At 55.9% G+C, this 25,470-nt stretch carries 26 protein-coding genes and 1 other RNA gene; 12 read left to right on the top strand and 15 right to left on the bottom strand.

Features of this window, described 5'->3' with window-relative positions:
* Positions 1 to 142: 142 nt before the first annotated feature.
* The 7 genes from pal to NIZ92_RS15195 form a co-directional block, all read right to left on the bottom strand.
* Entirely contained in the window at positions 143 to 646 is a 504-nt protein-coding gene (gene pal, locus NIZ92_RS15225) for a peptidoglycan-associated lipoprotein Pal (RefSeq protein WP_009454878.1), read from the bottom strand.
* Between the two features lie 34 nt (positions 647 to 680).
* Entirely contained in the window at positions 681 to 1,907 is a 1,227-nt protein-coding gene (gene tolB, locus NIZ92_RS15220; RefSeq protein ID WP_223254118.1) for a Tol-Pal system beta propeller repeat protein TolB, read from the bottom strand.
* A 99-nt stretch (positions 1,908 to 2,006) separates the two neighbouring features.
* On the bottom strand, positions 2,007 to 3,101 hold the full coding sequence (tolA, locus tag NIZ92_RS15215) for a cell envelope integrity protein TolA (RefSeq protein WP_254002202.1): 1,095 nt from the start codon (positions 3,099 to 3,101) through the stop codon (positions 2,007 to 2,009).
* A gap of 50 nt (positions 3,102 to 3,151) precedes the next feature.
* A complete protein-coding gene (gene tolR, locus NIZ92_RS15210; RefSeq protein WP_035273311.1) occupies positions 3,152 to 3,598 on the bottom strand; it encodes a protein TolR in 447 nt (148 codons plus the stop codon).
* Positions 3,598 to 4,272, bottom strand: a complete 675-nt coding sequence (tolQ, locus tag NIZ92_RS15205) for a protein TolQ (protein WP_009454887.1) — start codon at positions 4,270 to 4,272, stop codon at positions 3,598 to 3,600. The genes tolR and tolQ overlap by 1 nt, the downstream gene beginning before the upstream one ends.
* 2 nt (positions 4,273 to 4,274) lie before the next feature.
* Positions 4,275 to 4,700: a tol-pal system-associated acyl-CoA thioesterase gene (gene ybgC, locus NIZ92_RS15200; RefSeq protein WP_035273401.1), complete on the bottom strand. Its 426-nt coding sequence runs from the start codon at positions 4,698 to 4,700 to the stop codon at positions 4,275 to 4,277.
* 66 nt (positions 4,701 to 4,766) lie between these two features.
* On the bottom strand, positions 4,767 to 6,503 hold the full coding sequence (locus NIZ92_RS15195) for a proline--tRNA ligase (RefSeq protein WP_060186622.1): 1,737 nt from the start codon (positions 6,501 to 6,503) through the stop codon (positions 4,767 to 4,769).
* Positions 6,504 to 6,567: 64 nt separating this feature from the next.
* Here NIZ92_RS15195 and NIZ92_RS15190 point away from each other — a divergent pair, with 64 nt between their 5' ends.
* Genes NIZ92_RS15190 through NIZ92_RS15180 form a run of 3 tightly spaced genes read left to right on the top strand, consistent with a single transcriptional unit; the run spans position 6,568 to position 9,321 of the window.
* Complete coding sequence (locus NIZ92_RS15190; RefSeq protein ID WP_009454891.1) at positions 6,568 to 7,134, top strand: RNA pyrophosphohydrolase; 567 nt, start codon at positions 6,568 to 6,570, stop codon at positions 7,132 to 7,134.
* Positions 7,115 to 7,801, top strand: coding sequence for a response regulator (locus NIZ92_RS15185; protein WP_022983208.1), 687 nt, complete (start codon positions 7,115 to 7,117; stop codon positions 7,799 to 7,801). The genes NIZ92_RS15190 and NIZ92_RS15185 overlap by 20 nt, the downstream gene beginning before the upstream one ends.
* Positions 7,798 to 9,321, top strand: coding sequence for a sensor histidine kinase (locus NIZ92_RS15180; protein ID WP_137431226.1), 1,524 nt, complete (start codon positions 7,798 to 7,800; stop codon positions 9,319 to 9,321). The genes NIZ92_RS15185 and NIZ92_RS15180 overlap by 4 nt, the downstream gene beginning before the upstream one ends.
* Before the next feature lies 1 nt (position 9,322).
* On the opposite strand, the gene NIZ92_RS15175 is transcribed toward NIZ92_RS15180, so the two are convergent.
* A complete protein-coding gene (locus tag NIZ92_RS15175) occupies positions 9,323 to 10,246 on the bottom strand; it encodes an NAD(P)-dependent oxidoreductase (RefSeq protein WP_254002201.1) in 924 nt (307 codons plus the stop codon).
* Between the two features lie 224 nt (positions 10,247 to 10,470).
* Here NIZ92_RS15175 and NIZ92_RS15170 point away from each other — a divergent pair, with 224 nt between their 5' ends.
* From NIZ92_RS15170 to NIZ92_RS15155, 4 genes are all read left to right on the top strand, one after another.
* Positions 10,471 to 11,508: an ABC transporter substrate-binding protein gene (locus NIZ92_RS15170; RefSeq protein ID WP_009454900.1), complete on the top strand. Its 1,038-nt coding sequence runs from the start codon at positions 10,471 to 10,473 to the stop codon at positions 11,506 to 11,508.
* Positions 11,509 to 11,591: 83 nt separating this feature from the next.
* Positions 11,592 to 12,677: an ABC transporter ATP-binding protein gene (locus NIZ92_RS15165; RefSeq protein WP_022983206.1), complete on the top strand. Its 1,086-nt coding sequence runs from the start codon at positions 11,592 to 11,594 to the stop codon at positions 12,675 to 12,677.
* A gap of 12 nt (positions 12,678 to 12,689) precedes the next feature.
* Positions 12,690 to 14,375, top strand: coding sequence for an iron ABC transporter permease (locus NIZ92_RS15160; RefSeq protein WP_022983205.1), 1,686 nt, complete (start codon positions 12,690 to 12,692; stop codon positions 14,373 to 14,375).
* 154 nt (positions 14,376 to 14,529) lie between these two features.
* The gene (locus NIZ92_RS15155; protein WP_254002200.1) at positions 14,530 to 15,564 is read left to right on the top strand and encodes an FAD-binding oxidoreductase; all 1,035 of its coding nucleotides are present in this window, start codon (positions 14,530 to 14,532) and stop codon (positions 15,562 to 15,564) included.
* Positions 15,565 to 15,754: 190 nt separating this feature from the next.
* Here the strand turns inward: NIZ92_RS15155 and NIZ92_RS15150 are convergent, their stop codons facing one another.
* Together NIZ92_RS15150 and NIZ92_RS15145 are read right to left on the bottom strand one after the other, a co-directional pair.
* Positions 15,755 to 17,260, bottom strand: a complete 1,506-nt coding sequence (locus tag NIZ92_RS15150; protein WP_022983204.1) for a tripartite tricarboxylate transporter permease — start codon at positions 17,258 to 17,260, stop codon at positions 15,755 to 15,757.
* 17 nt (positions 17,261 to 17,277) lie between these two features.
* Positions 17,278 to 17,736 (bottom strand): tripartite tricarboxylate transporter TctB family protein, encoded by a 459-nt coding sequence (locus NIZ92_RS15145; RefSeq protein WP_009454910.1) that lies wholly within the window; start codon positions 17,734 to 17,736, stop codon positions 17,278 to 17,280.
* Between the two features lie 340 nt (positions 17,737 to 18,076).
* On the opposite strand from NIZ92_RS15145, the gene NIZ92_RS15140 reads away from it, so the two are divergent.
* The 3 genes from NIZ92_RS15140 (at position 18,077) to ssrS (ending at position 19,033) form a co-directional block, all read left to right on the top strand.
* Positions 18,077 to 18,481, top strand: a complete 405-nt coding sequence (locus tag NIZ92_RS15140) for a hypothetical protein (protein WP_035273300.1) — start codon at positions 18,077 to 18,079, stop codon at positions 18,479 to 18,481.
* 3 nt (positions 18,482 to 18,484) lie between these two features.
* Complete coding sequence (locus tag NIZ92_RS15135) at positions 18,485 to 18,796, top strand: cell division protein ZapA (protein WP_009454914.1); 312 nt, start codon at positions 18,485 to 18,487, stop codon at positions 18,794 to 18,796.
* Positions 18,797 to 18,849: 53 nt separating this feature from the next.
* A non-coding RNA gene (ssrS, locus tag NIZ92_RS15130) (6S RNA) lies at positions 18,850 to 19,033 on the top strand.
* 54 nt (positions 19,034 to 19,087) lie between these two features.
* Here the strand turns inward: ssrS and lgt are convergent.
* The gene (lgt, locus tag NIZ92_RS15125; protein ID WP_254002199.1) at positions 19,088 to 19,885 is read right to left on the bottom strand and encodes a prolipoprotein diacylglyceryl transferase; all 798 of its coding nucleotides are present in this window, start codon (positions 19,883 to 19,885) and stop codon (positions 19,088 to 19,090) included.
* An 84-nt stretch (positions 19,886 to 19,969) separates the two neighbouring features.
* Here lgt and NIZ92_RS15120 point away from each other — a divergent pair, with 84 nt between their 5' ends.
* Together NIZ92_RS15120 and msrA are read left to right on the top strand one after the other, a co-directional pair.
* Entirely contained in the window at positions 19,970 to 20,338 is a 369-nt protein-coding gene (locus tag NIZ92_RS15120) for a c-type cytochrome (protein WP_035275678.1), read from the top strand.
* Positions 20,335 to 20,865 (top strand): peptide-methionine (S)-S-oxide reductase MsrA, encoded by a 531-nt coding sequence (gene msrA / locus NIZ92_RS15115; protein WP_035273291.1) that lies wholly within the window; start codon positions 20,335 to 20,337, stop codon positions 20,863 to 20,865. The genes NIZ92_RS15120 and msrA overlap by 4 nt, the downstream gene beginning before the upstream one ends.
* Here msrA and NIZ92_RS15110 read toward each other — a convergent pair.
* From NIZ92_RS15110 to NIZ92_RS15095, 4 genes are all read right to left on the bottom strand, one after another.
* A complete protein-coding gene (locus NIZ92_RS15110; protein WP_009454922.1) occupies positions 20,862 to 21,842 on the bottom strand; it encodes a hypothetical protein in 981 nt (326 codons plus the stop codon). The genes msrA and NIZ92_RS15110 overlap by 4 nt on opposite strands.
* A 230-nt stretch (positions 21,843 to 22,072) precedes the next feature.
* Positions 22,073 to 22,237, bottom strand: coding sequence for a hypothetical protein (locus tag NIZ92_RS15105; protein WP_009454924.1), 165 nt, complete (start codon positions 22,235 to 22,237; stop codon positions 22,073 to 22,075).
* 11 nt (positions 22,238 to 22,248) lie between these two features.
* Positions 22,249 to 23,355 carry a YeeE/YedE family protein gene (locus NIZ92_RS15100; protein WP_254002198.1) on the bottom strand — a complete coding sequence of 369 codons (1,107 nt, stop codon included), beginning with the start codon at positions 23,353 to 23,355 and terminating at the stop codon, positions 22,249 to 22,251.
* Positions 23,356 to 23,366: 11 nt separating this feature from the next.
* Positions 23,367 to 24,332: a sulfurtransferase gene (locus NIZ92_RS15095; RefSeq protein ID WP_009454928.1), complete on the bottom strand. Its 966-nt coding sequence runs from the start codon at positions 24,330 to 24,332 to the stop codon at positions 23,367 to 23,369.
* Positions 24,333 to 25,470: the final 1,138 nt, after the last annotated feature.

The raw sequence follows: 25,470 nt of genomic DNA, 5'->3' as shown, positions 1-25,470 counted from the left end.
TGTGATCTGGGGGCTTTGTGCCGGCCTGGCGAGCCCGCTGTCCAGCATAACGAATTTTCAGTGGATCGGGCACAGCGCCGATAAAAAACGCCGCGGCGTTAACAACCGCCACGGCGTCGGAACCACTTGGTCGATGCAGAGATTATCGTTGGTAAACGATGTCTGCGCGACGGTTTTCAGCGTAATCAGCTTCGGTGTTACCCAATGCTTTTGGACGCTCTTTACCAAAGCTCACAGCTTCGATCTGGCTGTTGCTTACGCCCAGCAGACCCAGCATGCGTGCCACGGCGTCGGAACGACGCTGACCCAGAGCCAAGTTGTACTCGGCACCACCGCGCTCGTCGGTATTACCTTCGATGCGTACGGTTTGCTGAGGATGGCTGCTCAGGTACGAAGCGTGCATTTCTACCAGGCCACGGTACTGGTCGTTAACCACGTAGCTGTCGTAGTCAAAGAACACCGAGCGTTGTTGTGCCAGTGGGCTTTGAGGGTTGAAGGGGTCCATGATCTGGCCTGCGCTGGCAGAGTCCGATCCTGTACCGCCGGTTGAACCGGAGCCAGATTGATCCAGAGGAACCGAGCTGCAAGCAGCAAGGGCGGCAGCCATAACGGCGAGGGTAAGACTTTTAAGAATGCGCGAGCTCATTTGAATTCCTTTTGAAAAAGAGTCACACAGGATGTCAGTTGGTAAATGGTCCCCAGGTGGGTTCGCGTACTTTGCCATTCAAAGACGAGAGGGTCTGACGAACGCGACCGTCCACGGATGTCACAGCTAGGACACTGCGGCCCCCCTGAACAGAACTATATAAGATCTGCATCCCATTAGGGGCGAAACTCGGAGACTGATCGTCGGGACCTGTCGTCAGCAGTTGCTCAGCTCCTGATGCCATATCTTGAGTGGCAATTCGGAAAGCACCGTTTCTGCGTGTGACGTATACAAGCCTAGTACCGTCTGCAGAGACCTCCGGTGAAATATTGTAACTCCCGTTGAAGGTAATGCGCTGTGCATCGTCACCACCCAGGCTTACTTTGTAAATGTTGGGAGCGCCACCACGATCGCTCACAAATACAAGGGAGTTGCCATCGGGCATAAAACTCGGTTCAGTATCGATCAAGGGAGAACGCATCACGCGGCGCAATCCGGAGCCGTCCGTATTTAGCGTGTAAATCTGCGAAATACCGTCTCTGGAGAGCACAACAGCGACCTGATTGCCGTTGGGAGCCCATGCGGGACTACTGTTATTACCCTTGAAATTAGCTAACGGTTCGCGGTGACCGGTGGCCAAAGTTTGCACATATACAACAGGTTTGTCGTTTTCGAAGCTCACATAAGCCAGCTTTTTACCGTCAGGAGACCAGGCTGGGGAGATGATTGAGTGTCGAGAACGCAACATTACTTGCGGATTTTGCCCGTCCGCGTCAGCAATTTGTAACTCGTAGTTGTTGCCTGTTTGCAACACGTAGGCCAGTCGAGTCGAAAAAACACCGCGCACGCCGGTAATTTTTTCATAAATCCGGTCTGCAATCTGGTGTGAAATACGGCGCAGTTCTTTTTCACTGCCCGCAAAAGCCACCCCATCCAGCTGTGTTTGACGGACCGAATCCACCAGGCGATAGCTGATGGAATATTGGCCGCCGGTCTGGGCAACCGAACCATAGGCCAGGTAATCGGCACCGCGATTGCGCCATTCGTCGTAGGCAATCGTGCTTTCTGCATTCAGACCAGCACCGGTGGCATTGATCAATTGGAATTGACCCGAACGGGTCAGGTCGGCACGGATAACTTCAGCTAGCGATTGGCTGGCTGGGTTGTCAGCAAAATCGGCGATCGCGATGGGGTACTGGGTAGCACCCACACCCGATATATCGACCCGCAGTTGGGCCTGGGCCGGTTGGCTGGCGAACATGCCAGCGGCCAGGGCAAACGCTCCAGTGGCCGTGGCGCGCCAATGACGACCTAAGGTCGCCAGGGCTGGGGTAGCGGCGGTCATTATGCAATCTCCTGATTAATCGAACATGCGGTATTCGCCATCAATATACGATGGATACTGCCCGCTAGGCGGTTTGGGGAAAGGGCTGCAACGGGCAAGACCCTTGGATACGGCATCATCGAACTGCGCGATGCCGGACGATCGTTTGATTTGAACGCGGTTAGGCGTGCCATCGGCATTCAGGTCCACGCGGTACTGCAGTGCAGGGTTGCCACGTACTTCAGAGCGGGCAGGGGTGCTGTAGACCACGCCAGGCTGCACGCAAGCGCGCACCTTGGCGGCGTAGCCACCGTCACCACCACCGCCTCCGGCCTGGTTGCGGTCTGCAGTGCCACCGGCACGTCCGGGGGCACCTTCACGCATGGCACGGCGGAATGCTTCTTCCTTGGCCTTGCGCTCGGCATCGGCACGGGCTTTACGTTCCGCGTCTGCTTTGGCTTTAGCTTCGGCATCCGCCTTGGCTTTGGCTTCTGCATCGGCTTTGGCCTTGCGTTCGGCATCGGCCTTGGCTTTCGCGTCGGCTTCTGCTTTAGCCTTGCGCTCTGCGTCTGCCTTGGCTTTGGCTTCAGCTTCAGCTTTTTCCTTGCGTTCCTGTTCCTGCTTTTCCTTTTGTTCGCGTTCGCGACGTTCAGCAGCTAGCTTGTCCTGACGCTGTTTCTCCTGACGCTCCTGTTCCAGCTTTTCTTCACGCTCTTTTTTCTCGCGTTCCTTGCGAGCCTGCTCCAGGGCGATTTCGGGATCAACCTCAGGTTCAGCAGGAGGGGTGACCTTTTCAGGCTCTGGAGGCGGCTTGGGAGCCGGAGGAGGTTCAGGTTTGGGCTCGGGCTTGGGTTCTGGCTCTGGAGCCGGCTCAGGCTCAGGCTGCGGCTCGGGTTCGGCCTCGGGGGCTTCGGGATCAGCATTGACGGCCGCATCGGGTGCGACACCGTCCATCCACAATTCGACCTGCACCGCATTGGGGGTCTTGGGCGCAGAAAAAAGGGCTCCCGCCAAAATGGCGAGCAGCAACAGCCCGTGCAGACCCAGGGCGATGAGCAAGCCGCGCCGATCTTCCTTTTGCTCAGGCGAGCGCAGCGCCTGATTGCGGGTATTGCGTGTTCTGTGCTTCATTCAGTTCAGGTTTTTCGCGCCGGACGGCGAGCACGCTATCCGGCCAGAGGTTATTTGCGAGCGTCAGGATCGCTGTTGCGATCGACGATCAGACCCAGGCGGTTAATGCCATTGGAGCGCAGTTCATCCATCAAGCCCATGACGGTCTCGTAGGGAACCTTGCCGTCGGCGGCAATGACAACCGGGCTGTCGGCCTCCATACGCGAGCGCACTTCATTGAGCAGTGTGGACTTTTCGATGTTCATGAACTCGGAGCCCGCATCGCGCAAGCGAATGGCCAGTTTGCCGTCCTTATCAACCTGGATTTCCACCGGCTTGGCAGGCACTTCGGAGGCTTGGCCTACCGAAGGCAATTCCACCAGACCGGGGGTAATCATGGGAGCAGTGACCATGAAGATCACCAGCAGCACCAGCATCACGTCGATATAAGGGACGACGTTGATTTCATTTTTCATGCGCCGGCCGTGACGGCCGGTGCTTCCACGCATCGATGGCATCAGTTCACCTGCCGCTGCAAGATGTTCAGGAATTCGTCGATAAAGCTGTCAAAGCGGATCGAGATACGATCGAGCTCGTTGGTAAAGCGGTTGTAGGCAACCACGGCAGGGATAGCGGCAAACAGACCGATAGCTGTGGCGATCAGGGCTTCGGCAATACCGGGAGCCACCGAGGCCAGGGTGGCCTGCTGCATGCCGGACAAACCGATAAAGGCGTGCATGATCCCCCAGACGGTACCCAGCAGCCCGATGTAAGGGCTGACCGAACCGGCAGAGGCCAGGAAGTTCAGGTGTGTTTCCAGTGTGTCCATTTCGCGCTGGTAGCTGGCGCGCATGGCACGGCGTGGACCGTCCAGCAGGGCTGGGCCCGAGCTCTGGCTGCGACGGGCCTTGATGAATTCGGTCATGCCGGCTTCAAAAATACGGGCCAGTGCACCGTGTTCGGCGCGACGCGAGGAAATGGATTGCTGAAGCACGGCCAGATCGCCACCTGCCCAGAAGTCGTCCTCAAAGCGGCGGGTCTGTTCCAGCGTGCGTTTAAGTGCAGCCCGTTTACTGAAAATATAGGCCCACGAGAGAATCGATATCCCCAACAGAATCAGCATGACAAGCTGAACGGGAATACTGGCATCGAGAAGTAGCGAAATCAGCGACAGGTCGCTAGTAGCTTGCATGGTCAGTCCTGAACCTTTTCCAAGAGGGTACGTAAATCAGAGTCCAGCTTGCTTGGACGAAGCGTGTTGGCGTCAACGCAAACAATTTGGATGGTGCTTTGGCATAACAGTTCCTCACCTCGCAGGGCACCTTGTTCGAAATGGATGGTAGCCGAACCCAGCTGGGTAATGCGGCTGCGCACCGAGATCAAATCATCGAGCCGGGCAGGTTTGAGATATTGTATTTCAACCTTCTTGACTACGAACAGGCGTTGATTCTGCTCGGCCACATCGGATTGGTTTACGCCCAGGTTCCTGAGCCATTCTGTGCGCGCACGCTCAAAGAATTTCAGGTAGTTGGCGTAATATACGATCCCCCCAGCGTCGGTGTCTTCGTAATATACGCGAATATCAAGCCGAGCCTGGGTGTCCCACTTGTCATTAAGCATGTCGTTCGTAAAAGAGTTTATGTTGACGGGCAGGGCATGGCGCACGGCCAGCCCTGCTTGGAGTCCTTACAGCGTGGCCAAACGCTCCAGGCTGACCTGGGCAATCTGGTCCACCGGCACGTTGGTGCTGCTGGCGTCACGGCGTGCCTGCATTTCAACCATGCCTTCTTTCAGGCCGCGCTCGCCAATGGTAATGCGCAGTGGCACACCAATCAGCTCCCAGTCGGCAAACATGATGCCGGGGCGGGCGTCGCGGTCGTCCAGAATGACATCCACACCTTGCTCTTTGAGCTGGGTGTACAGATCAGTAGCAGTCTGACGCACAGCATCGCTTTTGGTAAAGCCGATCGGGCAGATCACCACTTCGAAAGGAGCTAGGGCACGAGGCCAGATCATGCCGCGTTCGTCGTGGTTTTGTTCAATGGCAGCAGCGGCAATACGGCTGACGCCAATGCCATAACAACCCATTTGCATGACAGCCGGTTTACCATCAGTTTCCAAAAAGGTGGCGTTCAGCTTCTTGGAGTAGACATCGCCCAGGAAGAAAACGTGACCCACTTCAATGCCGCGCTGGATGGCCAGCTTGCCGCCTTCGGGGGCTGGGTCGCCGTGAACCACGTTGCGCAGGTCTGCCTTGATGGGCTCGGGCAGGTCACGGCCCCAGTTCACGCCCGTGTAGTGGAAGCCTTCTTCGTTGGCACCGCACACAAAGTCGCTCATGTTGGCTACGGTCAGGTCGGCAATCACTTGCACAGGCTGACGGGTGCCGATCGGACCTAGGTAACCGGGCTTGCAGCCAAAGGTGGCCACAATTTCCTCTTCCGTGGCCAGACGGTGGCCTTTTTCAAAGCCGGCCAGCTTGGAAACCTTGATGTCGTTGACTTCATGGTCGCCACGAACCAGCAGCAGGTGGACGGTGCTCTTGGTCTTGCCGTCTTCTTCGACGTCCGTTGCCAGCACAACCGACTTGACGGTTTGGCTCAGGTCACAGCCCAGGAATTGGGCCACCAGTTCACACTTGGGGGCATCAGGCGTGGCGGTCTTGACCAGGGCTTGGCCAGGAGCGGCACGCTCGGCCAGCAGGCAAGGGGCGGGAGCCAGCTCGATATTGGCAGCGTAGTCGGTGTCAGGGTTGTAAACCAGCAAGTCTTCGCCGGTATCGGCAATCACCTGGAATTCATGGCTACGCGAACCGCCAATGGAGCCGGTATCAGCGGCCACGGCACGGAAGTTCAAGCCCAGGCGCCCAAAGATGCGCATGTAGGCGTCGTACATATTGTCGTAGCTGGCTTGGGCGTCTTCGGCATTGCGGTCGAAGGAGTAAGCATCCTTCATGGTGAATTCGCGGCCACGCATCAAGCCAAAGCGGGGACGGCGCTCGTCACGGAATTTGGTTTGAATGTGGTAGAAGTTGATGGGCAACTGGCGCCAGCTGTGGATTTCGTTGCGGGCAATGTCCGTGATCACTTCTTCGGAGGTAGGCTGCAGCACGAAGTCGCGCTGGTGGCGATCCTTGATTCGCAGCAGTTCGTCACCATATTTTTCCCAACGGCCCGACTCTACCCAGAGTTCGGCAGGCTGGACGACTGGCATCAGCAGCTCAATGGCGCCGGAGCGGTCCATTTCCTGACGGATGATGTTTTCAATCTTGCGCAGCACGCGCAGGCCCATTGGCATATAGGTATAGATACCGCCGGCGGCTTTACGGATCATGCCGGCGCGCGTCATGAGCTGGTGGCTGGCAACTTCGGCCTCGGTAGGCGCTTCTTTCAGGGTATTAATGTGATACTGGCTAGCATGCATGGTAGGGAACTCGTCAGGTACGTATAATCAGATCTAATTGTATTGAATTCGTTAGAGGTGGCCTATGTTAGATCGTGAAGGCTACCGTCCTAATGTCGGAATTATCCTCGTTAATCGCAAGAACGAGGTTTTTTGGGGCAAGCGTATTCGGGAACATGCCTGGCAGTTCCCGCAAGGCGGTATTAAATACGGTGAAACACCCGTACAAGCGATGTACCGCGAACTGCATGAAGAAGTGGGCTTGCTGCCTGAGCATATCCGTATATTAGGCCGGACGCGAGATTGGCTTCGCTACAACGTGCCCAATCATTTTGTACGTCGGGAGGCGCGTGGCCATTACAAGGGCCAGAAACAAATCTGGTTCCTGTTGCGGCTGGTAGGGCGAGACAGTGATGTCTGCCTGCGTTCCTCGTCGACGCCGGAGTTTGATGCATGGCGCTGGAGTCAATATTGGGTGCCACTTGATTCAGTGATTGAGTTCAAGCGGGAAGTCTATCAGCAAGCGCTGAACGAGCTGTCGGATATTTTGTTCCGACGACGGCAGGAAAATCGTTATTTACGTCAGCGCCTGCAAAGCGCAGTTGATGCCGATACCTTAGATAGCAGGGATCATGCGCATATTATTGGTTGAAGATGAGCGGGAAATGGCCGCATGGCTGGAGCGGGCCTTGGCGCAAAGTGGTTTTTTGCCCGATCCCGCTCATGACGCCCGCTCGGCAGAAGTGTTGTTGGCGGCCCATGAGTATGATGCGGTCGTGATGGATTTGCGCCTGCCCGACAAACACGGGCTGGTGCTTTTGCGCGAGATGCGCGAACGCGGCGATCACACTCCTGTGCTGATTCTGACCGCTCAAGGTGCCTTGCAGGATCGCGTTCGTGGTCTGAATCTGGGTGCCGATGATTTCCTGACCAAACCCTTTGCCCTGGAAGAGCTGGAAGCTCGCCTGGCGGCACTGGTACGGCGTAGCCGTGGCCGTGTGGCTCCAGTGGTCAGCTGTGGCTCTTTGGAATACAACCCTGAGAGCCGAGCATTCCTGCTGGACAATGCCATTGTGCATTTGACGCCGCGTGAACATGCGGCCTTGCTGGTTCTGATCAGCCGCTCTGGCATGCCTGTAGAAAAGTCTCAGCTATTTGCCCGAGTATTCGAGCACGATAGCGATGCCAGCCCTGATGCTATCGAGGTGGTCCTGCATCGCTTGCGCAAGAAACTGGCCAATAGCGATGTGCACATCGTGACGGTGCGTGGTCTGGGCTACATGCTGGAAGTGCTTGAGGCGGAATCCGGCGTTTCATGACGGCCCCTTCTCCACCCCCCGCCAATGCCTGGCAAGGCAGTTTGCGCTTTTGGCTGCTGGTACTGCTGATACCGGGGGTGGTGGCTTTACTGCTTTACGACAGCTGGGAAGACTACCTGGCCATGAACGCGGTCACGGAAAATGTCTACGACAGCGCCTTGCTGGAACCGGCCAAAGTGCTGGAGACCAGCGTGGAGTTCAATACTGACGGCAGTTTGCGTATTGATCCGCCTTTTTATGCGCAGGTCATGCTGGAATCCCGACCGGGTAATCGCAAGTATTTCCGTGTCGAAGAAATTACCCCTTTGGTCCGTAACCTGGGCGGTGTTGATGCCAATCAGTTAAAAGGGCGCACCTTGCTGGGGATGGAAGGGCTGCCGCGTCCTTCCAATCTGGCCGACCATGAAGGCGTGCCGGTTTTCTACGATTCGTATTTCCGCAATGACACCGTGCGCATGGTGGCCTTGTGGCGCGATCTGCACTACAAAGGCCAGCACAGACAGGTTCTGGTCATGGTGGGCGAAAGCCTGGATTTGCGGTTGCGCACCCAGCAAGAAGCCTGGCGCGAAGGCATTTTCCGCAATTTGCGTATGTTGCTGCTGGCTGTGGCGTTGGTGTGGTTTGCCGTAGCGTGGGCCTTGCGCCCCCTGCAGGCCTTGCGACAGGAAGTGCGTAACCGTAGCGTGGACGACTTGCAGCCTTTGGACGAGCGTGATGTTCCTCGTGAAGTAGTGCCTTTGGTGCGTTCGGTCAATCACCATATTGAGTTGTATCGTTCCGTGCTGGATCGGCAGGCCCAGTTTCTGGCCGACGCCTCGCATCAATTACGCACCCCTTTGGCGATTATTCATACCCAGGCCCAATATGCTCGCCGTGAACCGGATATCGAGCGCGTCCGCGAATCCCTCGGGGCGATCATCAAGCAATTGGGGCAGGCCACTCGCCTGACCGAGCAGTTGCTGGCTTTGGCTCATGCCAGTCATACCACCACCATGAGCCAGGGGCAGGTTGACCTGGCCAGTCTGGGGCGTGAGGTGGTGTTGCAATATCTACCTTTGGCCCGTGAGCATCGTCAAGATTTGGGTTGGATCGGGCCAGGAGAAGAGGGCGAGCAGGCACCTTTGTGGGTGTATGCCAGCGATGCCGAGATTCACGAGTCCGTTTCCAACCTGATTCACAACGCCATCAATCACGCTGGTAGTGGCAGTGCAATTACGGTTTCTGCCGGGCATGACGACAAGCTGGCCTGGATCAGCGTTACAGACAACGGCATGGGCTTGGCCGCCAGTTTGCGTGAAAGCGTATTTGTACGTTTTGACCGGGGCGGCCCGGCACGCAAGGGTGGACGGGGTTCTGGCTCCGGGCTGGGTCTGGCCATTGCGCTGGCTTACGCCGAGCGCAATGGCGGCACGATTGTGCTGACCGATGGAGAGCCCAACGATATGGGCGGCTACGGTTTGAAGGCGACGCTACGCTTGCCCTTGCTGCAGTCCGAAGCGCCTAAACCAGAAAACACGTGAATTAAGCCGCGTCGTTTGGACGGGCCAGCAGATTGAACAGGGTAGAAATATCCCAATCGCGATGGCCCTGCTGGGCAATCTTCGCAAACTGCTCCTGAATCAAGCGGGTTGCGGGAAGCTGGGCCCCATTACGCTGTGCCTCCCGCTGCACCAAATCCAGGTCCTTCAACATCCAGTTCACGGTAAAGCCGGGCTGAAAGTCTCTGGCCAGCATTGTGGGTCCTTTAGTTTCCATTTGCCAGCTGCGCGCCGCACCCTTGGTCAATACAGACAGGGCCTGCTCCATATCCAGTCCGGCCCGTTCACCGAAAGCCATGGCTTCGGCCAGACCTTGCAAGAGTCCGACAACGGCAATCTGGTTCACCATCTTGCACAGCTGCCCGGACCCCAAGGGCCCCATCAGGGTGCAGGCCTGGGCGTAGCTCATCATCAGCGGGCGGGCGCGTTCCATATCCTCAGCTTGCCCACCACACATAATGCTGAGCATGCCTTTCTGGGCACCCGCCTGTCCGCCAGAAATGGGGGCGTCGATAAATGCAACTTCTTGCTTGGCCGCCTGTGCTCCCAGTTCCTGGGCCACTTCGGCGGAGGCAGTGGTGTGGTCGATAAACAGGCTCCCTGCCTTCATGCCTGCCAGCACACCGTCCGGCCCCTGAAAAATCGAGCGCAAGTCATCGTCATTGCCCACACAGGCCATGACAATGTCTGCTTGGGCAGCGGCAAGGGCCGGTGTAGCGGCCCTTGCCTGTTTGAACTCCTCACTCCATTGTTCCGCCTTGGCCGGATTGCGGTTGTACACCGTGACTTGATGCCCTGCCTGGGCCAGATGTCCTGCCATGGGATAGCCCATCACCCCCAGACCAATGAACGCCACTTTTTGCGGGCTGGCGGGTTCATAGTGTTTAGGCTGAATGGATGGGGTCATGGCGCGGGCCTCCTTGAAAATAATCTGTTCGATCGTACAGCTTAGCGTAGCTTTATCGGCTTGATCTTTGCCTGCCCGAATAAGCGGCAAAACGTTTTAGGCTTGACGGCGTCAGGCCCCTCATGTTCTAAACCAAACATAGATCTGTAATAAATGGAATTTGCCTGTCTGGATTATGATGGGCGCACATAATTTCCTGGCTAATTAACTGGAACTTGAATCCTATGACCACTTTTGATCGTCGTCGTTTCTTGAAGCTGGCAGGTGCCACCGGACTGGCGTCTATGAGTACCTCTTTGCCATGGGCGGCGTGGGCGGCAGACGCAGCCGTACTGGAAAAAGCAAAGGCTCAAGGCCAGGCTGTTTTCTACGCCAACATCACGGCGGTAGAGCCCATCATGAAGGCCTTGCAACAAGCGCAAGGCATTGAAGGCAAATACACCCGTATTTCCAGCTCCAAGTTCATTCCCACCATCCTGACCGAGTTCAATGCCGGCAAGTTGATGGCGGATGTGGTTCAGGCTCCCTTGCCGATGCTGCAACTGCTCAAAGAGCAGGGCGTGCTGATTCCTCATCAGTCCGAAGCCGTGCAGGGCTACCCCGAGTGGGCCATTCAAGACGATTCGATTATTCAATTTGGCATCGAATATGTGTCTTATATCTATAATACGGACCACCTCAAGGCCGAGGATGCGCCACAACGCTACGAAGATTTGGCCGATCCCAAGTGGAAAGACAAGATTGTGATGGCCAACCCTTCCAACCACCCCTCCACCATTGGCTGGCTGATTGGTTTGAAGGAAAAGGTCTTTAGCAGTGAAGAGCAGTGGCTGGACTTCCTGAAAGGCCTGGCTGCCAACAAGCCCATGTTCGTGGCCTCGTTTGGCCCAACTCCGGCTCCTATTGAAAGTGGCGAGAAGTTGATTGCCATTTCCATGCCCAAGTACATCGTGACCAAGTCGCCTGCGCCATTGGCCTGGGGCCCCATGTCGGATCAGCCCTTGCTGGGCTCCCCACGTGCCATCGCCCTGACCAAGAATGCACCGCATCCTGATGCTGCTCGCGTGTTCCTGGACTACTGGCTGGGTAATGAAGCCATGGGCATTCTGGCCAACAAGGTTGGCGAATACGTCCTGGCTCCAGGGGTACACCCTCCGGTTGCGGGGATCGATAAAGCCAAGGTCGAGCCTATTCGCGACCTGAGCGACGAAGAACTGGTCCGTTGGGGCCGCGAATTCAGCCGTATCTTCGCCGTCCGTTAATCGGGACGATAAGAACGACAGGTTCGTCTAGAACGGGGCGCCTTGGCGCCTCGCCTTATTTTTATTGAAAACATTTACTCATTATGCAAATTGAAATTACCGGCCTAAGCAAGACCTATGTCTCAGAGGGCAAAACCTTCAAGGCTTTGGACAATATCAACCTGACGATTCCCGCTAATGAGTTTTTCACACTGTTAGGGCCCAGCGGCTGCGGCAAAACCACGCTGCTGCGGTGCATTGTTGGTCTGGAAACCCCAGACGAGGGTGAAATCCGCATTGGGGACGAGATCGTCTGGTCCAGCGCCAAGAATATTGCTGTGCCGGTGGAAAAGCGCGGTTTGGGCATGGTGTTTCAGACATACGCCATCTGGCCGCACATGACGGTGTTCGATAATATTGCTTACCCCTTGCAAGTGCGCGGCGAGCGCAAAGAGGTGATTCGTGAAAAAGTCGCGAACATCCTGAAGTTTGTGCAGCTGGAAGGGGTGGATCAGCGTTCCGCAACGCGTCTGTCCGGTGGTCAGCAGCAGCGTGTGGCATTGGCCCGAGCCCTGGTGGCCGAGCCTAAAGTCATTTTGTTTGATGAGCCGCTCAGTAACCTGGATGCCAAGCTGCGTGAAGAAACCCGTAAAGAACTGCGCGAATTTCTGAGCCGTCTGGACATTACCGCTGTGTACGTGACGCATGATCGCGTCGAGGCATTGGCCTTGTCCAACTCCATCGCTGTGATGCGAGGTGGCAAGATTCTGGAAATTGGTACGCCAGAAAAAATTTACTTTGATGCCGATCACCGCTTTGTGGCCGACTTTATTGGTCGTGCCAACCAGATCAGCGCCAAAGTGCTGGAGCAGCGTGCAGACTCCACCATTGTGGAATGCGAACTGGGCCAACTGCATTGCAAGAAGCGTGACCTGCCCGTGGGCACCGAAGTTACCTTGTGCATTCGTCCAGAATTTATTCGTGTCAGCAGCCAGGCCAATGAAGTGGGGCAGAACCTGTTCCACGGTCAGGTCCAGGCCCTGGAGTTCGTCGGTGAGTCCTACGAGGCCGAGGTCAAAGTGGGTAAAGAGCAGCTTCTGGTGTGTATTGATCCAGACGTGAAGGTGAAAGAGGGCGATACCGTACGCTTTAACCTGCACCCTGAACACTGCATGCTGTTGTCGGCATAAGGGCGGGGCATCATGAATCACACACGCAGACCACTTAGCTGGTCGCTTATTCTGATCGTCGGCTTTCTGACGCTGTGCCCGGTCCTGATGTTGCTGCTGGGCAGCTTCTCGCAGGGCCTGACGGCTTTTGGCTCCTTTACCACGGCTAAATACGTAGCCGCCTACACCGATCCTTTCTTGCTGGAAGTCACCTTCAATACGGTGGTTTTCGTGCTGGGCTCTTCCCTGTTCTCTACTGCGCTGGCTGTTTTCCTGGCCTACCTGAATACGCGTACGAACATGCCCATGAAAGGGGTGTTCACGGTGCTGTCCATCGTTCCCATGATGATTCCGCACTTGCTGTTCTCGGTTAGCTGGGCCTTGCTGCTGAACCCGTCCAACGGCCTGATCAATATGTTCTTGCAGGATACATTGGGCCTGCAGGAAGCACCGCTGAACATCTATTCCCTGTGGGGCATGATTCTGGTTGAAGGCTTGTTGAACATGCCTGTGGCCTACCTGATCATTGCGCCTGCCATGGCCTCTTTTGACGTTTCCATGGAGGAGTCCTCCCGTGTATTCGGGGGCGGTCTGTGGCGTACCTTGACGCGGGTTACCCTGCCGATTCTGCGTCCAGCCATCATGGCGGCTTTCATTCTGGCGATTGTGCGGGCCTTGGCTTCCTACGCCGTGCCACGTGTTCTGGGTACCCCAGGTCGTGTGGATGTGCTGGCCACTTATCTGTTCGAGATGATCTCTACCGGCTTCGCTCCGGATTACGGAAAAGCGGCGGCGCTGGGCATGAGTGTGCTGTCGGCCTCCATTGCCCTGATCGTTCTGTATCGCTACATGACGAAAGAAAGCAGCAAGTATGTGACGATCTCCAGCCGTGGTTTCAAACCCACTCAGCTGGAATTGCGTCGCGCGAAAATCCCCTTGTTCATCATTGTGGGCATTATCAGTTTGCTGATGGTGGTGCTGCCTGTGGCCGTGCTGCTGTATACCTCCATGATTCCGTATTCCATGGTGCCTAGTGCTCGCGCCTTCTCCTTGATGAGCTGGGCGAACTGGATTGATGTCATTCAAGATCCGATCTCCAAAGTGGCCATGAAGAACAGTTTGTTCCTGGCTGTGGTCGGAGCCAGTCTGGGTGTATTGCTATCGCTGTTTGTGGCCTATGTGGTGGTCAAGTTACGAACGCGGGCGGCGGCGCTGCTGGATACCTTGAGCTTCCTGTCCTTTTCCTTCCCGGGGATTGTGATCGGGATCGGCTTTATGTGGTTCTTTGTGCAAACGCCTTTGTATGCCACGCTGACCGCCTTGCTGTTGGCCTATATCGCCGCTTATCTGCCTTACGGTATCCGACCCTTGTCGGCCGCTTTTGTGCAGGTCCATGCCCACCTGGAGGAGTCCTCGGCCGTTGCCGGGGCCAGTTCCTGGACCACCATGCGCCGCATCATTATTCCTTTGCTGATTCCTGGTGTGGTGTCGGCCTGGATCTTGATGGCAACCATGTTCATTCGTGAGCTGACGGTGTCGGTGGTGCTGTCCCGTCCCGGTACGGAAGTGCTGGCGGTACAGGTGCTGGGTTATGCCGAAGATGGTTTGTGGGGCAAGCTCTCGGCGCTGGGGATCATCATGATTCTGATCTCTACCGTGCTGGTGCTGCTGGCCATGTATATCGGTAACTTTTACAAGCGCCGCCAAGGCACGATGTAAGTTGGACTGATCTCAAGGGCCTGAATTCCGCAAGGGATTCAGGCCCTTGTTGTTTTTGCTGAGAGCAGACCGTATCTTGTTGCCTGGCTGGTTGTTCGCTTGTTCATGCGCACAAGGGGCTGGCTGTTTTTTGTTTACTCATTAGTAGAAAGCTATGACGCATAAATGCAAAGTGCTGGTCGTCGGTGGTGGTGTGATGGGGGCGTCGGTCGCCTGGCATCTGACTCAAGCGGGTGCCGCAGTCACTTTGATCGATCAGGGTTCGGGTAGTGTGCCTAGTGCAACCGCTGCCTCTTTTGGATGGGTAGGAGCCAGCGCCAGTACACCTTCTGATGACACTGACGCCTTTGCCTTGCGTCTACACGCTCTGGAAGAGTACACGCGTCTGAAGCAGAGCTTGGGGGCATTGCCTGTGACCGTGCGTGGAGCCTTGTCCTGGGGGGAAACGACGGACGAGACAGCCGCCTTGATTGCCGAGCATCTGGCAGCCGGTTCCAGGGTTGAAAGCCTGTCAGCCGCGCAAGTGCGTCAGAAAGAACCGTCGTTGGCAGCCGTACCGGATTTGGCAATGTGGGCGCCCGATGATTTCGCCTTGGAGCCAGTAGATCTGGCACGTTGTTTTATTCAAGCGGCACAAGCGAATGGCGCCACGGTTTTGTCCGGTACGGTACAGCGTGTGTTGTCGGCAGGAGGGCGAGTGAACGGTATAGAGATGCAAGGGCAAGTCATCGCGGCCGACAAGGTGGTGTTGGCCAATGCTTATGGTGCCTTGGCTTTGGCAGCCAGTGCGGGGGTAGCGTTGCCTATAGAGCAACAGCCCGCCGTGTTACTGCGCCTGGATGCTGATAGAAATCGGGTCCGGCATTTACTCTGTGCTCAGGATCTGGAGGTGCGACCGGGCAAAGAAAGAGGGTTGATGTCGGCGTTGGATTATCCTTTGGAAGGCGAGGCAGGTTTGCAGCGTCTGGCCGAGCAAACCTGTCAGTCCATTGCCCAGTTGCTGCAACTACCTTCTGTCCCGCACATCTTGTCGATAGAGGTCGGGCAGCGCCCCATGACTAGTAACAAGCAGCCATTGTGTGGGCCTAGTGGGACTGTAGATGGTTTGTTCGCCGTCGTGGCTCACCCCGGTGTCATTCTGGCTCCCCTGTTGGGAAGCTTATGTACGCAGGCAGTTCTGGCTGCCTGAGGCTTGTTTCCTGACGTAGGGCTGTGCGCTCTTTCAAAGATTTGGCTGTCTTGAAAGCAGGCAGCGAAATCAGCTGACAAAGAAAAAGGCCTGATTTCGTGGAGAGACGAAATCAGGCCTTCTTGTTGACTGCGCCGGTTTGAATGCTCCCTTTCAGCGGGAGCGTTCAAACCAGAGAACGGACGGTGTCTTAGTCCTCTTCGACGAAGGTCTCTTCGCGTTTCTTTTTCACCGAAGGCAGGGCCACAACCACAACCAGGAAGGCAGCCAGGACCAGCAGCGACAGGGACAGAGGACGTGTCACAAAAGTGGTGTAATCACCGCGGGACAGTAGCAGGGCACGACGGAAGTTTTCCTCCATCATTGGTCCCAGGACCAGACCCAGCAACAGCGGAGCACCTTCACAACGCAGCTTGGACCAGACGTAGCCCACCAAACCGAAGGCGGCGGTGACCAGAATGTCAAACACGTTGTAGTTCAGCGAGTACACACCCACCGTGCAGAACACCAGAATGGCGGGGAACAGCAGGCGGTAGGGCACTTTAAGCAGTTTCACCCACAGGCCTACCAATGGCAGGTTCAGGATGACCAGCATCAGGTTACCAATCCACATGGAGGCGATCAGACCCCAGAACAGTTCAGGGTGGCTGGTCATCACTTGTGGACCAGGCTGAATGTTGTGGATGGTCATGGCACCAATCATCAGCGCGGTCACAGCGTTACCGGGGATACCCAGGGTCAGCAGCGGGATGAAGGAGGTTTGAGCGGCAGCGTTGTTGGCAGACTCGGGACCGGCCAGACCAGCAGGGTGACCTTTACCAAAGCGTTCCGGGTTCTTGGAGATTTTCTTCTCCAGTGTGTAAGACGCAAAGGAGGACAGCACCGCGCCACCACCGGGCAAGATACCCAGGCAAGAACCCATGGCGGTACCACGCACGACAGCAGGCCAGGACTCCTTGAACTCTTGCTTGTTGGGGTACAGCGAGCCGACCTTGCCAGTGATCTCCACGCGTTGATCGCCCAGCTCCAGGTTGTTCATGATTTCGGAGAAACCAAACACACCCATGGCCACCACGGCGAAGTCGATACCGTCCTGCAGTTCTGGAATACCGAAGTCGTAACGGGCAACACCGGAGTTCACGTCGGTACCGACCATACCCAGCAGCAGACCCAGCAAGATCATGCAGATAGCTTTGGGCAGGGAGCCCGAAGCCAGCACCACAGCACCGACCAGGCCCAAGACCATTAATGAGAAATACTCCGCAGGTCCAAACTTGAAGGCGACTTCAGCCAAGGGCGGAGCAAAAGCGGCCAGCAGCACGGTGGCCACACAACCGGCAAAGAAAGAACCCAGAGCAGCAATCGCCAGGGCAGCACCGGCCCGGCCATTACGGGCCATCTGGTGTCCGTCCAGCACGGTGACCACGGCTGAGGTTTCCCCCGGCAGGGCAACCAGAATGGCGGTTGTAGACCCACCATATTGGGCGCCATAGTAAATACCGGCCAGCATGATCAGACCGGCTACGGGAGGCAGCACATACGTAATGGGCAGCAGCATGGCAATGGTTGGCACAGGGCCAATGCCTGGCAACACGCCAATCAAGGTGCCCAGTATGCAACCGAGCAAAGCGTAGGCCAGGTTCTCGGGCGTGATCGCCACCGAGAAACCCAGCATCAGGTTGTCAAATAATTCCATATTCGTTCACCCCCTAATCAGGCCAGAAAACTTGGCCACAGGGGGAACACCAGCCCCAGGCCCTTGATGAATGCCAACCAGACGAACAGCACCAAAAAGACGGCTGCGCCCAGTGCAACAGGCCAGCTAAATTCATGGCTGGCAAAGCTGCTGATCAGTACAAGCAGGAAAATGGAGATGTAAACACCCAGCGAGTTCAGTGTCAGACCGCAAAGCACGACCGCGCCGATGATAACGAAGAGCACTTTCCAGTTAAACTTCTCTACCTCGGTGCTTTCTGCTTTGGCAGACATCGAGCCCAAAGTGACAACCGCCCCTAACAAGCTCAGGCATACACCAAGCCAGAAGGGGAAGTAGCCGGGCCCCATGCGGGCGGCTGTTCCCATCGAGTAGCTGGTGGCCCCGAGCGCGAAAGCGGCGCCCACGACCACGAACATGACCCCGGACCAGAAGTCCTGTTTATTTTTAATTTGCATAAGGTGGATTCTCCTTGTCTGCCTTGCGCATTGGTTTTCCTTTTTCCTGTGTCAGCTTCTTTATAGTGGAGCGGGCTCCATACTCTGCGTGTGCCGACTGCATTGAACAGAGGTGACGCATGGTAATGGAGCACTTGAAGACTGGAAACCCTGAGATGACCCTAGTTTTTAAGGGTTTTCCCGGTAATTCCGGAAATTTAGGGTTTTTTGGGAGCGTGTTCGTAGGTGGATGGCAGGCTTTGAAAGAAGTTTGAAAGGTAATGGAAAGATGGGTGAAAGGTTATCATTAGTATGAAATTCCTCTACCCAGTAACGCTAGCAATGGTTTACGATAAGGCCCATGTTGCAAGATCTCGACTTTCTCGCTGACCGTATCGGTCAACTGGTAGAGCAATCTCGTCAGCTCAACGCTGAACGCGCTCAATTATTAGCTCGTCTGAAAACTCAGGATGCCGAGCTGGACGCCTTGCGCCAGCAAAATCGTCGTCAACAAGATGAGTTCGAGTCCCTGTCCACCGGTGTTGCTTCGCATCAGCGTCAACTGGATGTGGTGCAGCAACAAGCGCAGGCTGATCAGGCAGAACTGAAAAAGCTGCTTGAACAGGAACAGGCCCAGGTAGTTGCCTTGCGTCGCGAGTTGGACAGCGCACGCGCGGGTATGGGTGTGTTGCGTGATGTAGCAGGACAGGCTCGCGACCAGATCGGTTCGATCCTGATGCGTTTACCCGGTGCCGTACAGGAGTAAGTCATGGAACGAGTCGATATTTCCCTGTTGGGCCGCGATTACTCTCTGGCATGCCCTCCTTCCGAAAAAGCGCGCTTGCTGGAAGCTGTCAAACTGGTAGACCAGCGCATGCAGTCTATCAAGGGTTCGGGCCGTGTCTCTGGCAACGAACGTATCGCCGTCATGGCCGCCATTCAGATCGCCAGCGAGTTTTTATCCGCTAAAGCACCTGATGGTCCTCTGGCTAATGTTGCTTTTGGCGATTTCAAGCGTAAAATTGAAGACATGCACGCAATGATTGATGAGGTCATCGAACCTTCGGGTACCGCGCGCTAAACCAAATTTGAAAGCAGTCCCTTGTTGTCCCTCGCGGACTGCTTCATCCCAGTAAGTCCCTGCCGTGTTCGTGACACGACCATACATTCCTTGAACCAATGCTTTTGGCATACAGGTTGTTGGATTAGCCAGTAGGAGCGATCGTCCTCGTCGACGAACCCGAAGCTGGCTTGATGACAGCCGATCTTGGACCCTCGGTTCCAGGATGCCGGTCTTGACGGCAATGGTGGGGCACCTACAAAAAAAGCCCGTCCAGATCTGGACGGGCTTTTTTCTTTTCTGCTGTTTTGTTTATTTCTGACTGCCAGGCACAACGTCTCGTTTGCTGGCATACGCAAACAGAGCCAGGCCAGCGACAATCATGGGCAAGGACAACCACTGTCCCATCGACAAGCCTGCGCTGAGCAGACCCAGGTAGCCGTCGGGCTCGCGAGTGTATTCCACCATGAAGCGGAAGAAACCATAGCCGATCAGGAACAGGGCACTGGTCTGACCAACGGCGCGTGGACGACGCGTGAACCACCACAGCAAGATAAACAGGGCAATGCCTTCCAGGGCCATCTCATACAACTGCGAAGGATGGCGAGGGATTGCATCCACTTGTGGAAATACCATGGCCCAGGGCACATCACTGGGGCGACCCCATAGTTCGCCGTTAATGAAATTACCCAGGCGGCCCACGGCCAGCCCCAAGGGAATCAGGGGAGCTAGAAAATCGCTGACTTCCAGAAAACGCCGTCGACGGTTTCGAGCAAACAGCGCAATTGTCACCAGCACACCGATCAGACCACCATGAAAGGACATGCCACCTTGCCAGACATACAGAATCTCCAGCGGGTGCGACAAGTAGTAAGAGGGTTGGTAGAACAGGGTGTAGCCCAGACGCCCACCTGCCACCACGCCCAGGACGCAGTAAAAGATCAGGTCTTCCAGGTCTTTGCGGGTCAGCAAGTCATAGCCCGCACGGATACGCGCTGTGCCAGCCAGCCAAACCAGGCCAAAGCCCACTAAATACATCAAGCCATACCAATGAATGGCAAGGGGTCCAAGTTGTATGGCGACGGGATCAAACTGCGGGTGAATTAACATGCGTGCCCATTACAGAGATGAATATCAGATAATAGCGTGACTGCGAGCCCAGACCAGGGCTGGGTAAATTGTAAGGGAAGGATCATGCTGCATTCAGTCTCTTGGGCCAGACGTTTACCATTAGTAGTTTTTTGTGGATTGATGATCTTTAATCCGGTGGCAAAGGCTGATACGGTAGCGCTGATGGATATCGTGCAGGCGCAGTGCTTGTCCTGTCATCAAATTGATCGTAAACGGGTCGGGCCCCCTTTTCGGGAGATCGCCCAACGCTACGCGTCAGGTCCGGCGCAGGAAACTCAGGCGTATTTGCAGCGACAAATTCAACAGGGTAGTCGGGGGAACTGGGGAGCTATTCCCATGCCCGCTCAAAACCGGATCAGCGCCGAGCAAGCACAAGCTATTGCAGCCTGGTTGCTGAGTCTAGCCAATTCGTCAACAAAGGAGAATTCATGAAGGAAACAGCCATATTAGGTGGCGGATGTTTTTGGTGCACTGAAGGGATTTTCAAAGCCTTGCAAGGTGTGCAGTCTGTGGTGCCCGGATATTGTGGCGGCCATGTAGAGCATCCCACCTATGAGCAGGTTTGCGGAAAGCAGACCGGCCATATTGAAGTGGTCAAAGTGGAATTCGACCCTTCCGTCATTTCCTATCGGGATTTGCTGGAGGTATTTTTCCTGACCCATGACCCTACCACGCCGGATCGTCAGGGCGCTGACCAGGGACCACAGTATGCGTCGGCAATTTTTTGTCAAAATGAAGAACAGCGCCGCCAGGCCTTTGAAGTCATCGAAGAAATCAAATCGCAGTTTGATGCACCGATCGTGACCCATGTGCTCGACAGTTCCACTTTCTGGGAGGCCGAGGATTATCACCACGATTATTTTGCATTGCACCCCGAGCAAGCCTATTGCCAGATGGTCATTGCGCCCAAGCTCAAGAAGTTCTACCAGCGTTTTCAGGATCTGCTGGTCAAAAGCTAAGCATCCTGAGGGTGCGAGGCAGAAGCAAGGTAGCGTCTGTACAGGGCGCTACCTGGTAATGTCAGACGGGCCATCAGGCCAATAATCAACAAGGTCAGAACAAGTCGGCCGACCAGGGCCACCCAGATGTTGGCACCCAGAGCCAGAATAAGAATGGTGTCTTCAATCAGGGAGTGGCTCAATGACAGCCAGGACAAGGCCAGCAAGCGTGTTCTGGGACTGTAGTTCTGCTGGCGGGACTCATCAATAATCAAGGCACCGCCGTAGCTCAAGCCCAGCAATACGCCAATCGTGGTGGTGGGGGCGACTCGTTCTTCCAAGCCTGAAAAGCGGAGCAAGGGAAGCAGGAGTCGAGTCAGCAATCGGGTGAAGCCGATTTTCTCCAGGACTGACAGGATCAGGAGCAGGCCAAGAATAATCAGCCAGGTCATGAATAGCGAGCTGGCCGTTCCCCACAACCAGTCTACCCAGCCTTGCCAACCGCCTTGTGTGGCATTGGATTGCCCATAAAGCCAGGCAAGGGACACGGGTTCCTGTAACAGCCCGGCGCTATTCAAACCCCAGGCCAGCAGGCCACCGTAAAGCAGGGCGCAGACAATCCGCAGCGTGGCGGTAAACCAGAAGCTGGCTCCGGCCCGACGCACAATGGCCTGTTCCATAGGCATATTGTGTGCAAACAGCATCATGGTGCCCAAGACGCTGATTTGAGCCACGTTGAAACTCAAGCTGTCGCCCAAGGCCGCCATTGATCCTATGCCAGCGTAAATACCGGCCAGAGCAGTGGTTGCCCAGACAATACCGGCTTCGGCTGGCAGGCCAACCAGTGCCATGATCGGGCCTATCAGTTTACCGACTTGCTCGATCAGACCCAACTGCGCGGCAATACGCACCGCAATCATGATGGGGAGCATGATGCGCGCAACGGTATAAAACATGCGCAGGCTGCGGCTAAAGGTGGTGCGAAGGAAGGTCAGCATGACAACAGAGGGTTGGGAAATCTGATTGATGCTAGCACGGCTCTGTGCTTGCTTTGTCGTGCTCTGGCGCTTGTGTGGGGGCGGGCAATGCAGGCTGTCGGTTTGTCACTACAAGCGGATGCGCTTTACTTCACCCAAAAGAAAACCCCTGATGGTGAAACCCGATGCAGCCAAGTAAGGCTGCCAGGTTTTCTCCCATCAGGGGTGTTGCAGGCCGGGTAGGCCCCGGCTTATCGACCCGAGCAGTGGCCGCCGCTAGCGGCTTGTCCACTACCCCAGGCAATGGGGGCGGGCTCGGGGCGGTAGGGATAGTCTTGCAGGCTGTCCATGACAACTAGCAAGACAACGACCAGCCAGAAGGTACTGGTAATAAGGCGGAAAGTAGTTTTGCTCATGCTTGCACGACTCAAGGATTAACGCGGCGACGAATGCGCACGCCTATGATGGACCCGGCAAAGGCCAGTGCAAACCAGACCCAGCCATGGATGCTGGCCGAGGCGATGCCTCCCAGGAATGCGCCCACATTACATCCGAAGGCCATACGGGCACTGTAGCCCATCACCAGGCCCGCAATTGCGCCTACCCACAACGTGCGGGCATTGGGGGATTTGAAATTGGCAGGATGATTCCAGCGTGAGGCTGCCATGGCGCCCAAAATCAAACCAAAGTTGGTGACCGAAGTAACGTCAGCCAGGACGGGTTCAGCCAGACGTTGTGCATGTGGAGCCACGCCCCAGAACGCGTCGCCAACTGGGGACCAGCCCAGAGCCGAGAATACTTTTGCGCCCCACAAGCCAATACCATAGACGATGCCCCAGGGTTGGCCTGCGACGATCATGTGAATGGCATACAGCACGGCCAGCAGCAAAGCGCCCATCCACCAGCGCATTTCCCATTTGGCAGGTGGGCTGTTTTGCTCTTTCCGATGGCGACGTGCACCTCGGCCGACGAACCAGGATACGGCGGCGCAGCCTAGTACGGTAATCAACAAGGCAGTGGGCCAGCCCAAGGACACAGTCAGGTCGATAGCGGGTAGGCCGCCCAGGGCAATCCAGCCGGGCTGGTGCGATGCGCCTAGAAAGCTACCAATGGCAAAGGTAGGCAGAACCGCAAAGGAAATCGGTGCGCCTGCGCCTGCTTTATAGAGAGTGCCGGAACCGCAGCCATCGGCCAGTTGCATGGCAGCGCCAAACAGAAAGGCACCCAATACCAAGCTGATGGTCAATGGGGCAATCGCGCCAACCAGCTCACCGCCACTATCGGCGATCAAGGGTAGGGTGAAGGCAGCGGCCAATACCAGCAGGAGCATTTGTGCCCAGATACCTTGAGGGTCACGGCGCTCGATATAGTTACGCCATCCGGTCGTGAAACCGAAACGAGCTCCTTGCAGGACGGCACCAAAGCCAATCCCCAGCAGGACGAGCAGGCCTTGGCGCAGTCCACCTACCAGAGCGACCCCAACAATCAGGGCCAGGCTGGCCAGGATAAAGCCCAGTCTAGTCAGATAAAGCATGATCGATTTCTTTAGTTAATGGCGCGTTTGGCATCGAGTTTCAGAACTTCGAAACGGGAGGGCTGGTTATCCATAGGCAAGTTGCTGCGGCTCCATTCCACGACGGACTCGGGGTAGAGCTTCACGTTAGGGTTGCCGGCCAGTTCGGACAGGACAAACCAGTTCGTGGCAGCCCAGTGCCCGGTATTGCAGAACGAAACGGTGGGTTTGTCGTCCAGACCTTGTTCTTTGACGATCTTGACGAGTTCACCGGTGTCTTTCAGGACAGGTTTGTCGCTACGGAAAAAGCTGTTGAAGTCCAGCTCGCGTGCGCCGGGCAGGGTGCCGTAGCGGGCGGCGGCGTCAACGCGCTTTTCGCCTTTGAAGAATTCGGTTGGGCGAGCGTCCAGCAGGACGGGAGCCTGGCCGTTCTTGATGTAGTCAGCGACTTCTTGTGTGCTGACCACCATGTCTTTGTTGTAGTGGTAGCTGAATTCGGTGGGGGTGACAGTGGGGGTGTCTTTGCTCAGGGCTTTGCCTTCGGCTTCCCAGGCTTGCAGGCCGCCGTCCAGAATGGATAGCTGGGTCAGGCCGCCAGCTTTTAGTGTCCAGTACACGCGTGCTGCTGCGCCGAAGTCTGTGGGGTTCGCGCCCGCGTAGGTGACGACAACGTAGCTGTCCTTGGAAATGCCGGCTTTGCTGAACAGGGCAGACAGCTCGGCTTCGGAGCGCAGAGCACCGGCGTTTTCGGCCGGGCCGCGGTAGGCTCCATATGGAGTGTGGACGGCACCTGGTACATGGCCTGCTGCATATTCTTTGTCTGTGCGGATATCCAGAATGCGCAGATTGTTTTGATCCAGCTTGGTGGCCAGGTCGCCAGCCGAGATCAAGGCGGCTGGTTTGGCTGCCGTGTCGGGTGTGCTTGGCTCTGCGGAAGCAGTCGGTGCCAGGACCGCACTGAATGCAAATGCCAAGGAGATGAGGATTGGTTTGATCATTATTACTCTCTTGAGTAAGCAGAGGCCTGCTTAGAGGATTAAGTGCATAAGGAATGGTAATGAACGTGGCTACAGAAAATAACAATGAATTGGGGATTAGCTTATTGCTTGGGGGCGTAAGGGGGGATCTCTCTATATATAGAGTAGATAGGAGGGGGAGCTGTGTTTGTAGCCCTGCCTTGGGTGAGCTTGTGTCTCTTTAGTTGCTTTCTGCAGGTGTGTCTTTGTCCTCTATATAGAGAGAGCGTGTCGGTGTAGAGGACGTTCTATCGGTGAGAGAAAGCTGGGTTTTTTCTACTAGAGAGGATGTGTTGAGATGTTTGGTGTTCTCATGAGTGCAGACTTAGAGACTTAGAGACTTAGAGACTTAGAGACTTAGAGACTTAGAGACTTAGAGACTTAGAGACTTAGAGACTTAGAGACTTAGAGACTTAGAGACTTAGAGACTTAGAGACTCGGAGACTCTAAGATCTAAGCAAAGAGACTGAGAACCAAAGGGCTATTGAAGGTCAGTGAGGATAGAGGGGGAGATTGGATTACTTCTTGGGGAGGCTCACCACCCAACTATATATAGAGGGTTGAGTCGCAACGATGAATGGCCCTTCTATATAGAGAGGGCGCTCATTGTTTCAACCGCTCTACGTAGGTCGCCACTCGAGGCCCCGGAACCGGGTGTTGGGGCGGACTACTTGCCGGCGCAATGCGCCGGTCGCCTTGTCGCAGTCATGATCGGGGCGCAGTCTGAACTCGCCCAGTGATTGGTCCCCCGGACCAATCACAAACTTTGGGCTCAAACAGCAGACTGCTTGCATCCCCGATCATGACTGCGACTGCGGCAAGTACTCTGACTCGCCCCCACACCCGGTCCCGGGGCCCCGAGCGGCTAGCAGCCCTGCATAATGCTCGATCTTGGAGGCCATTCAACTCGCTATCTATATAGAGACACTGTTGATTGGAGGCATAGGGCCGATGCAGTGTTCGTGTGGTCGTTCTTTTGTCCGTTATCCAGCCAGCCAGCAAGCCAGCCAGCAAGCAAGCAAGCAAGCAAGCAAGCAAGCAAGCAAGCAAGCAAGCAAGCAAGCAAGCAAGCAAGCAAGCAAGCAAGCAAGCAAGCACAAGGACTGATGACTGGCGTGGG

The organism is Alcaligenes sp. 1735tsa3 (assembly GCF_024134565.1).
GTDB lineage: Bacteria > Pseudomonadota > Gammaproteobacteria > Burkholderiales > Burkholderiaceae_B > Alcaligenes > Alcaligenes phenolicus.
Note: the sequence above shows the minus strand (reverse complement) of the source record. Positions and strands in the feature narration are given on the sequence as shown.

Coding starts and splice junctions, on each gene's coding strand:
- pal (WP_009454878.1), bottom strand. CDS start 646: ATGAGCTCGCGCATTCTTAAAAGTCTTACCCTCGCCGTTATGGCTGCC.
- tolB (WP_223254118.1), bottom strand. CDS start 1,907: ATGTTCGCCAGCCAACCGGCCCAGGCCCAACTGCGGGTCGATATATCG.
- tolA (WP_254002202.1), bottom strand. CDS start 3,101: ATGAAGCACAGAACACGCAATACCCGCAATCAGGCGCTGCGCTCGCCT.
- tolR (WP_035273311.1), bottom strand. CDS start 3,598: ATGCCATCGATGCGTGGAAGCACCGGCCGTCACGGCCGGCGCATGAAA.
- tolQ (WP_009454887.1), bottom strand. CDS start 4,272: ATGCAAGCTACTAGCGACCTGTCGCTGATTTCGCTACTTCTCGATGCC.
- ybgC (WP_035273401.1), bottom strand. CDS start 4,700: ATGCTTAATGACAAGTGGGACACCCAGGCTCGGCTTGATATTCGCGTA.
- NIZ92_RS15195 (WP_060186622.1), bottom strand. CDS start 6,503: ATGCATGCTAGCCAGTATCACATTAATACCCTGAAAGAAGCGCCTACC.
- NIZ92_RS15190 (WP_009454891.1), top strand. CDS start 6,568: ATGTTAGATCGTGAAGGCTACCGTCCTAATGTCGGAATTATCCTCGTT.
- NIZ92_RS15185 (WP_022983208.1), top strand. CDS start 7,115: ATGCGCATATTATTGGTTGAAGATGAGCGGGAAATGGCCGCATGGCTG.
- NIZ92_RS15180 (WP_137431226.1), top strand. CDS start 7,798: ATGACGGCCCCTTCTCCACCCCCCGCCAATGCCTGGCAAGGCAGTTTG.
- NIZ92_RS15175 (WP_254002201.1), bottom strand. CDS start 10,246: ATGACCCCATCCATTCAGCCTAAACACTATGAACCCGCCAGCCCGCAA.
- NIZ92_RS15170 (WP_009454900.1), top strand. CDS start 10,471: ATGACCACTTTTGATCGTCGTCGTTTCTTGAAGCTGGCAGGTGCCACC.
- NIZ92_RS15165 (WP_022983206.1), top strand. CDS start 11,592: ATGCAAATTGAAATTACCGGCCTAAGCAAGACCTATGTCTCAGAGGGC.
- NIZ92_RS15160 (WP_022983205.1), top strand. CDS start 12,690: ATGAATCACACACGCAGACCACTTAGCTGGTCGCTTATTCTGATCGTC.
- NIZ92_RS15155 (WP_254002200.1), top strand. CDS start 14,530: ATGACGCATAAATGCAAAGTGCTGGTCGTCGGTGGTGGTGTGATGGGG.
- NIZ92_RS15150 (WP_022983204.1), bottom strand. CDS start 17,260: ATGGAATTATTTGACAACCTGATGCTGGGTTTCTCGGTGGCGATCACG.
- NIZ92_RS15145 (WP_009454910.1), bottom strand. CDS start 17,736: ATGCAAATTAAAAATAAACAGGACTTCTGGTCCGGGGTCATGTTCGTG.
- NIZ92_RS15140 (WP_035273300.1), top strand. CDS start 18,077: ATGTTGCAAGATCTCGACTTTCTCGCTGACCGTATCGGTCAACTGGTA.
- NIZ92_RS15135 (WP_009454914.1), top strand. CDS start 18,485: ATGGAACGAGTCGATATTTCCCTGTTGGGCCGCGATTACTCTCTGGCA.
- lgt (WP_254002199.1), bottom strand. CDS start 19,885: ATGTTAATTCACCCGCAGTTTGATCCCGTCGCCATACAACTTGGACCC.
- NIZ92_RS15120 (WP_035275678.1), top strand. CDS start 19,970: ATGCTGCATTCAGTCTCTTGGGCCAGACGTTTACCATTAGTAGTTTTT.
- msrA (WP_035273291.1), top strand. CDS start 20,335: ATGAAGGAAACAGCCATATTAGGTGGCGGATGTTTTTGGTGCACTGAA.
- NIZ92_RS15110 (WP_009454922.1), bottom strand. CDS start 21,842: ATGCTGACCTTCCTTCGCACCACCTTTAGCCGCAGCCTGCGCATGTTT.
- NIZ92_RS15105 (WP_009454924.1), bottom strand. CDS start 22,237: ATGAGCAAAACTACTTTCCGCCTTATTACCAGTACCTTCTGGCTGGTC.
- NIZ92_RS15100 (WP_254002198.1), bottom strand. CDS start 23,355: ATGCTTTATCTGACTAGACTGGGCTTTATCCTGGCCAGCCTGGCCCTG.
- NIZ92_RS15095 (WP_009454928.1), bottom strand. CDS start 24,332: ATGATCAAACCAATCCTCATCTCCTTGGCATTTGCATTCAGTGCGGTC.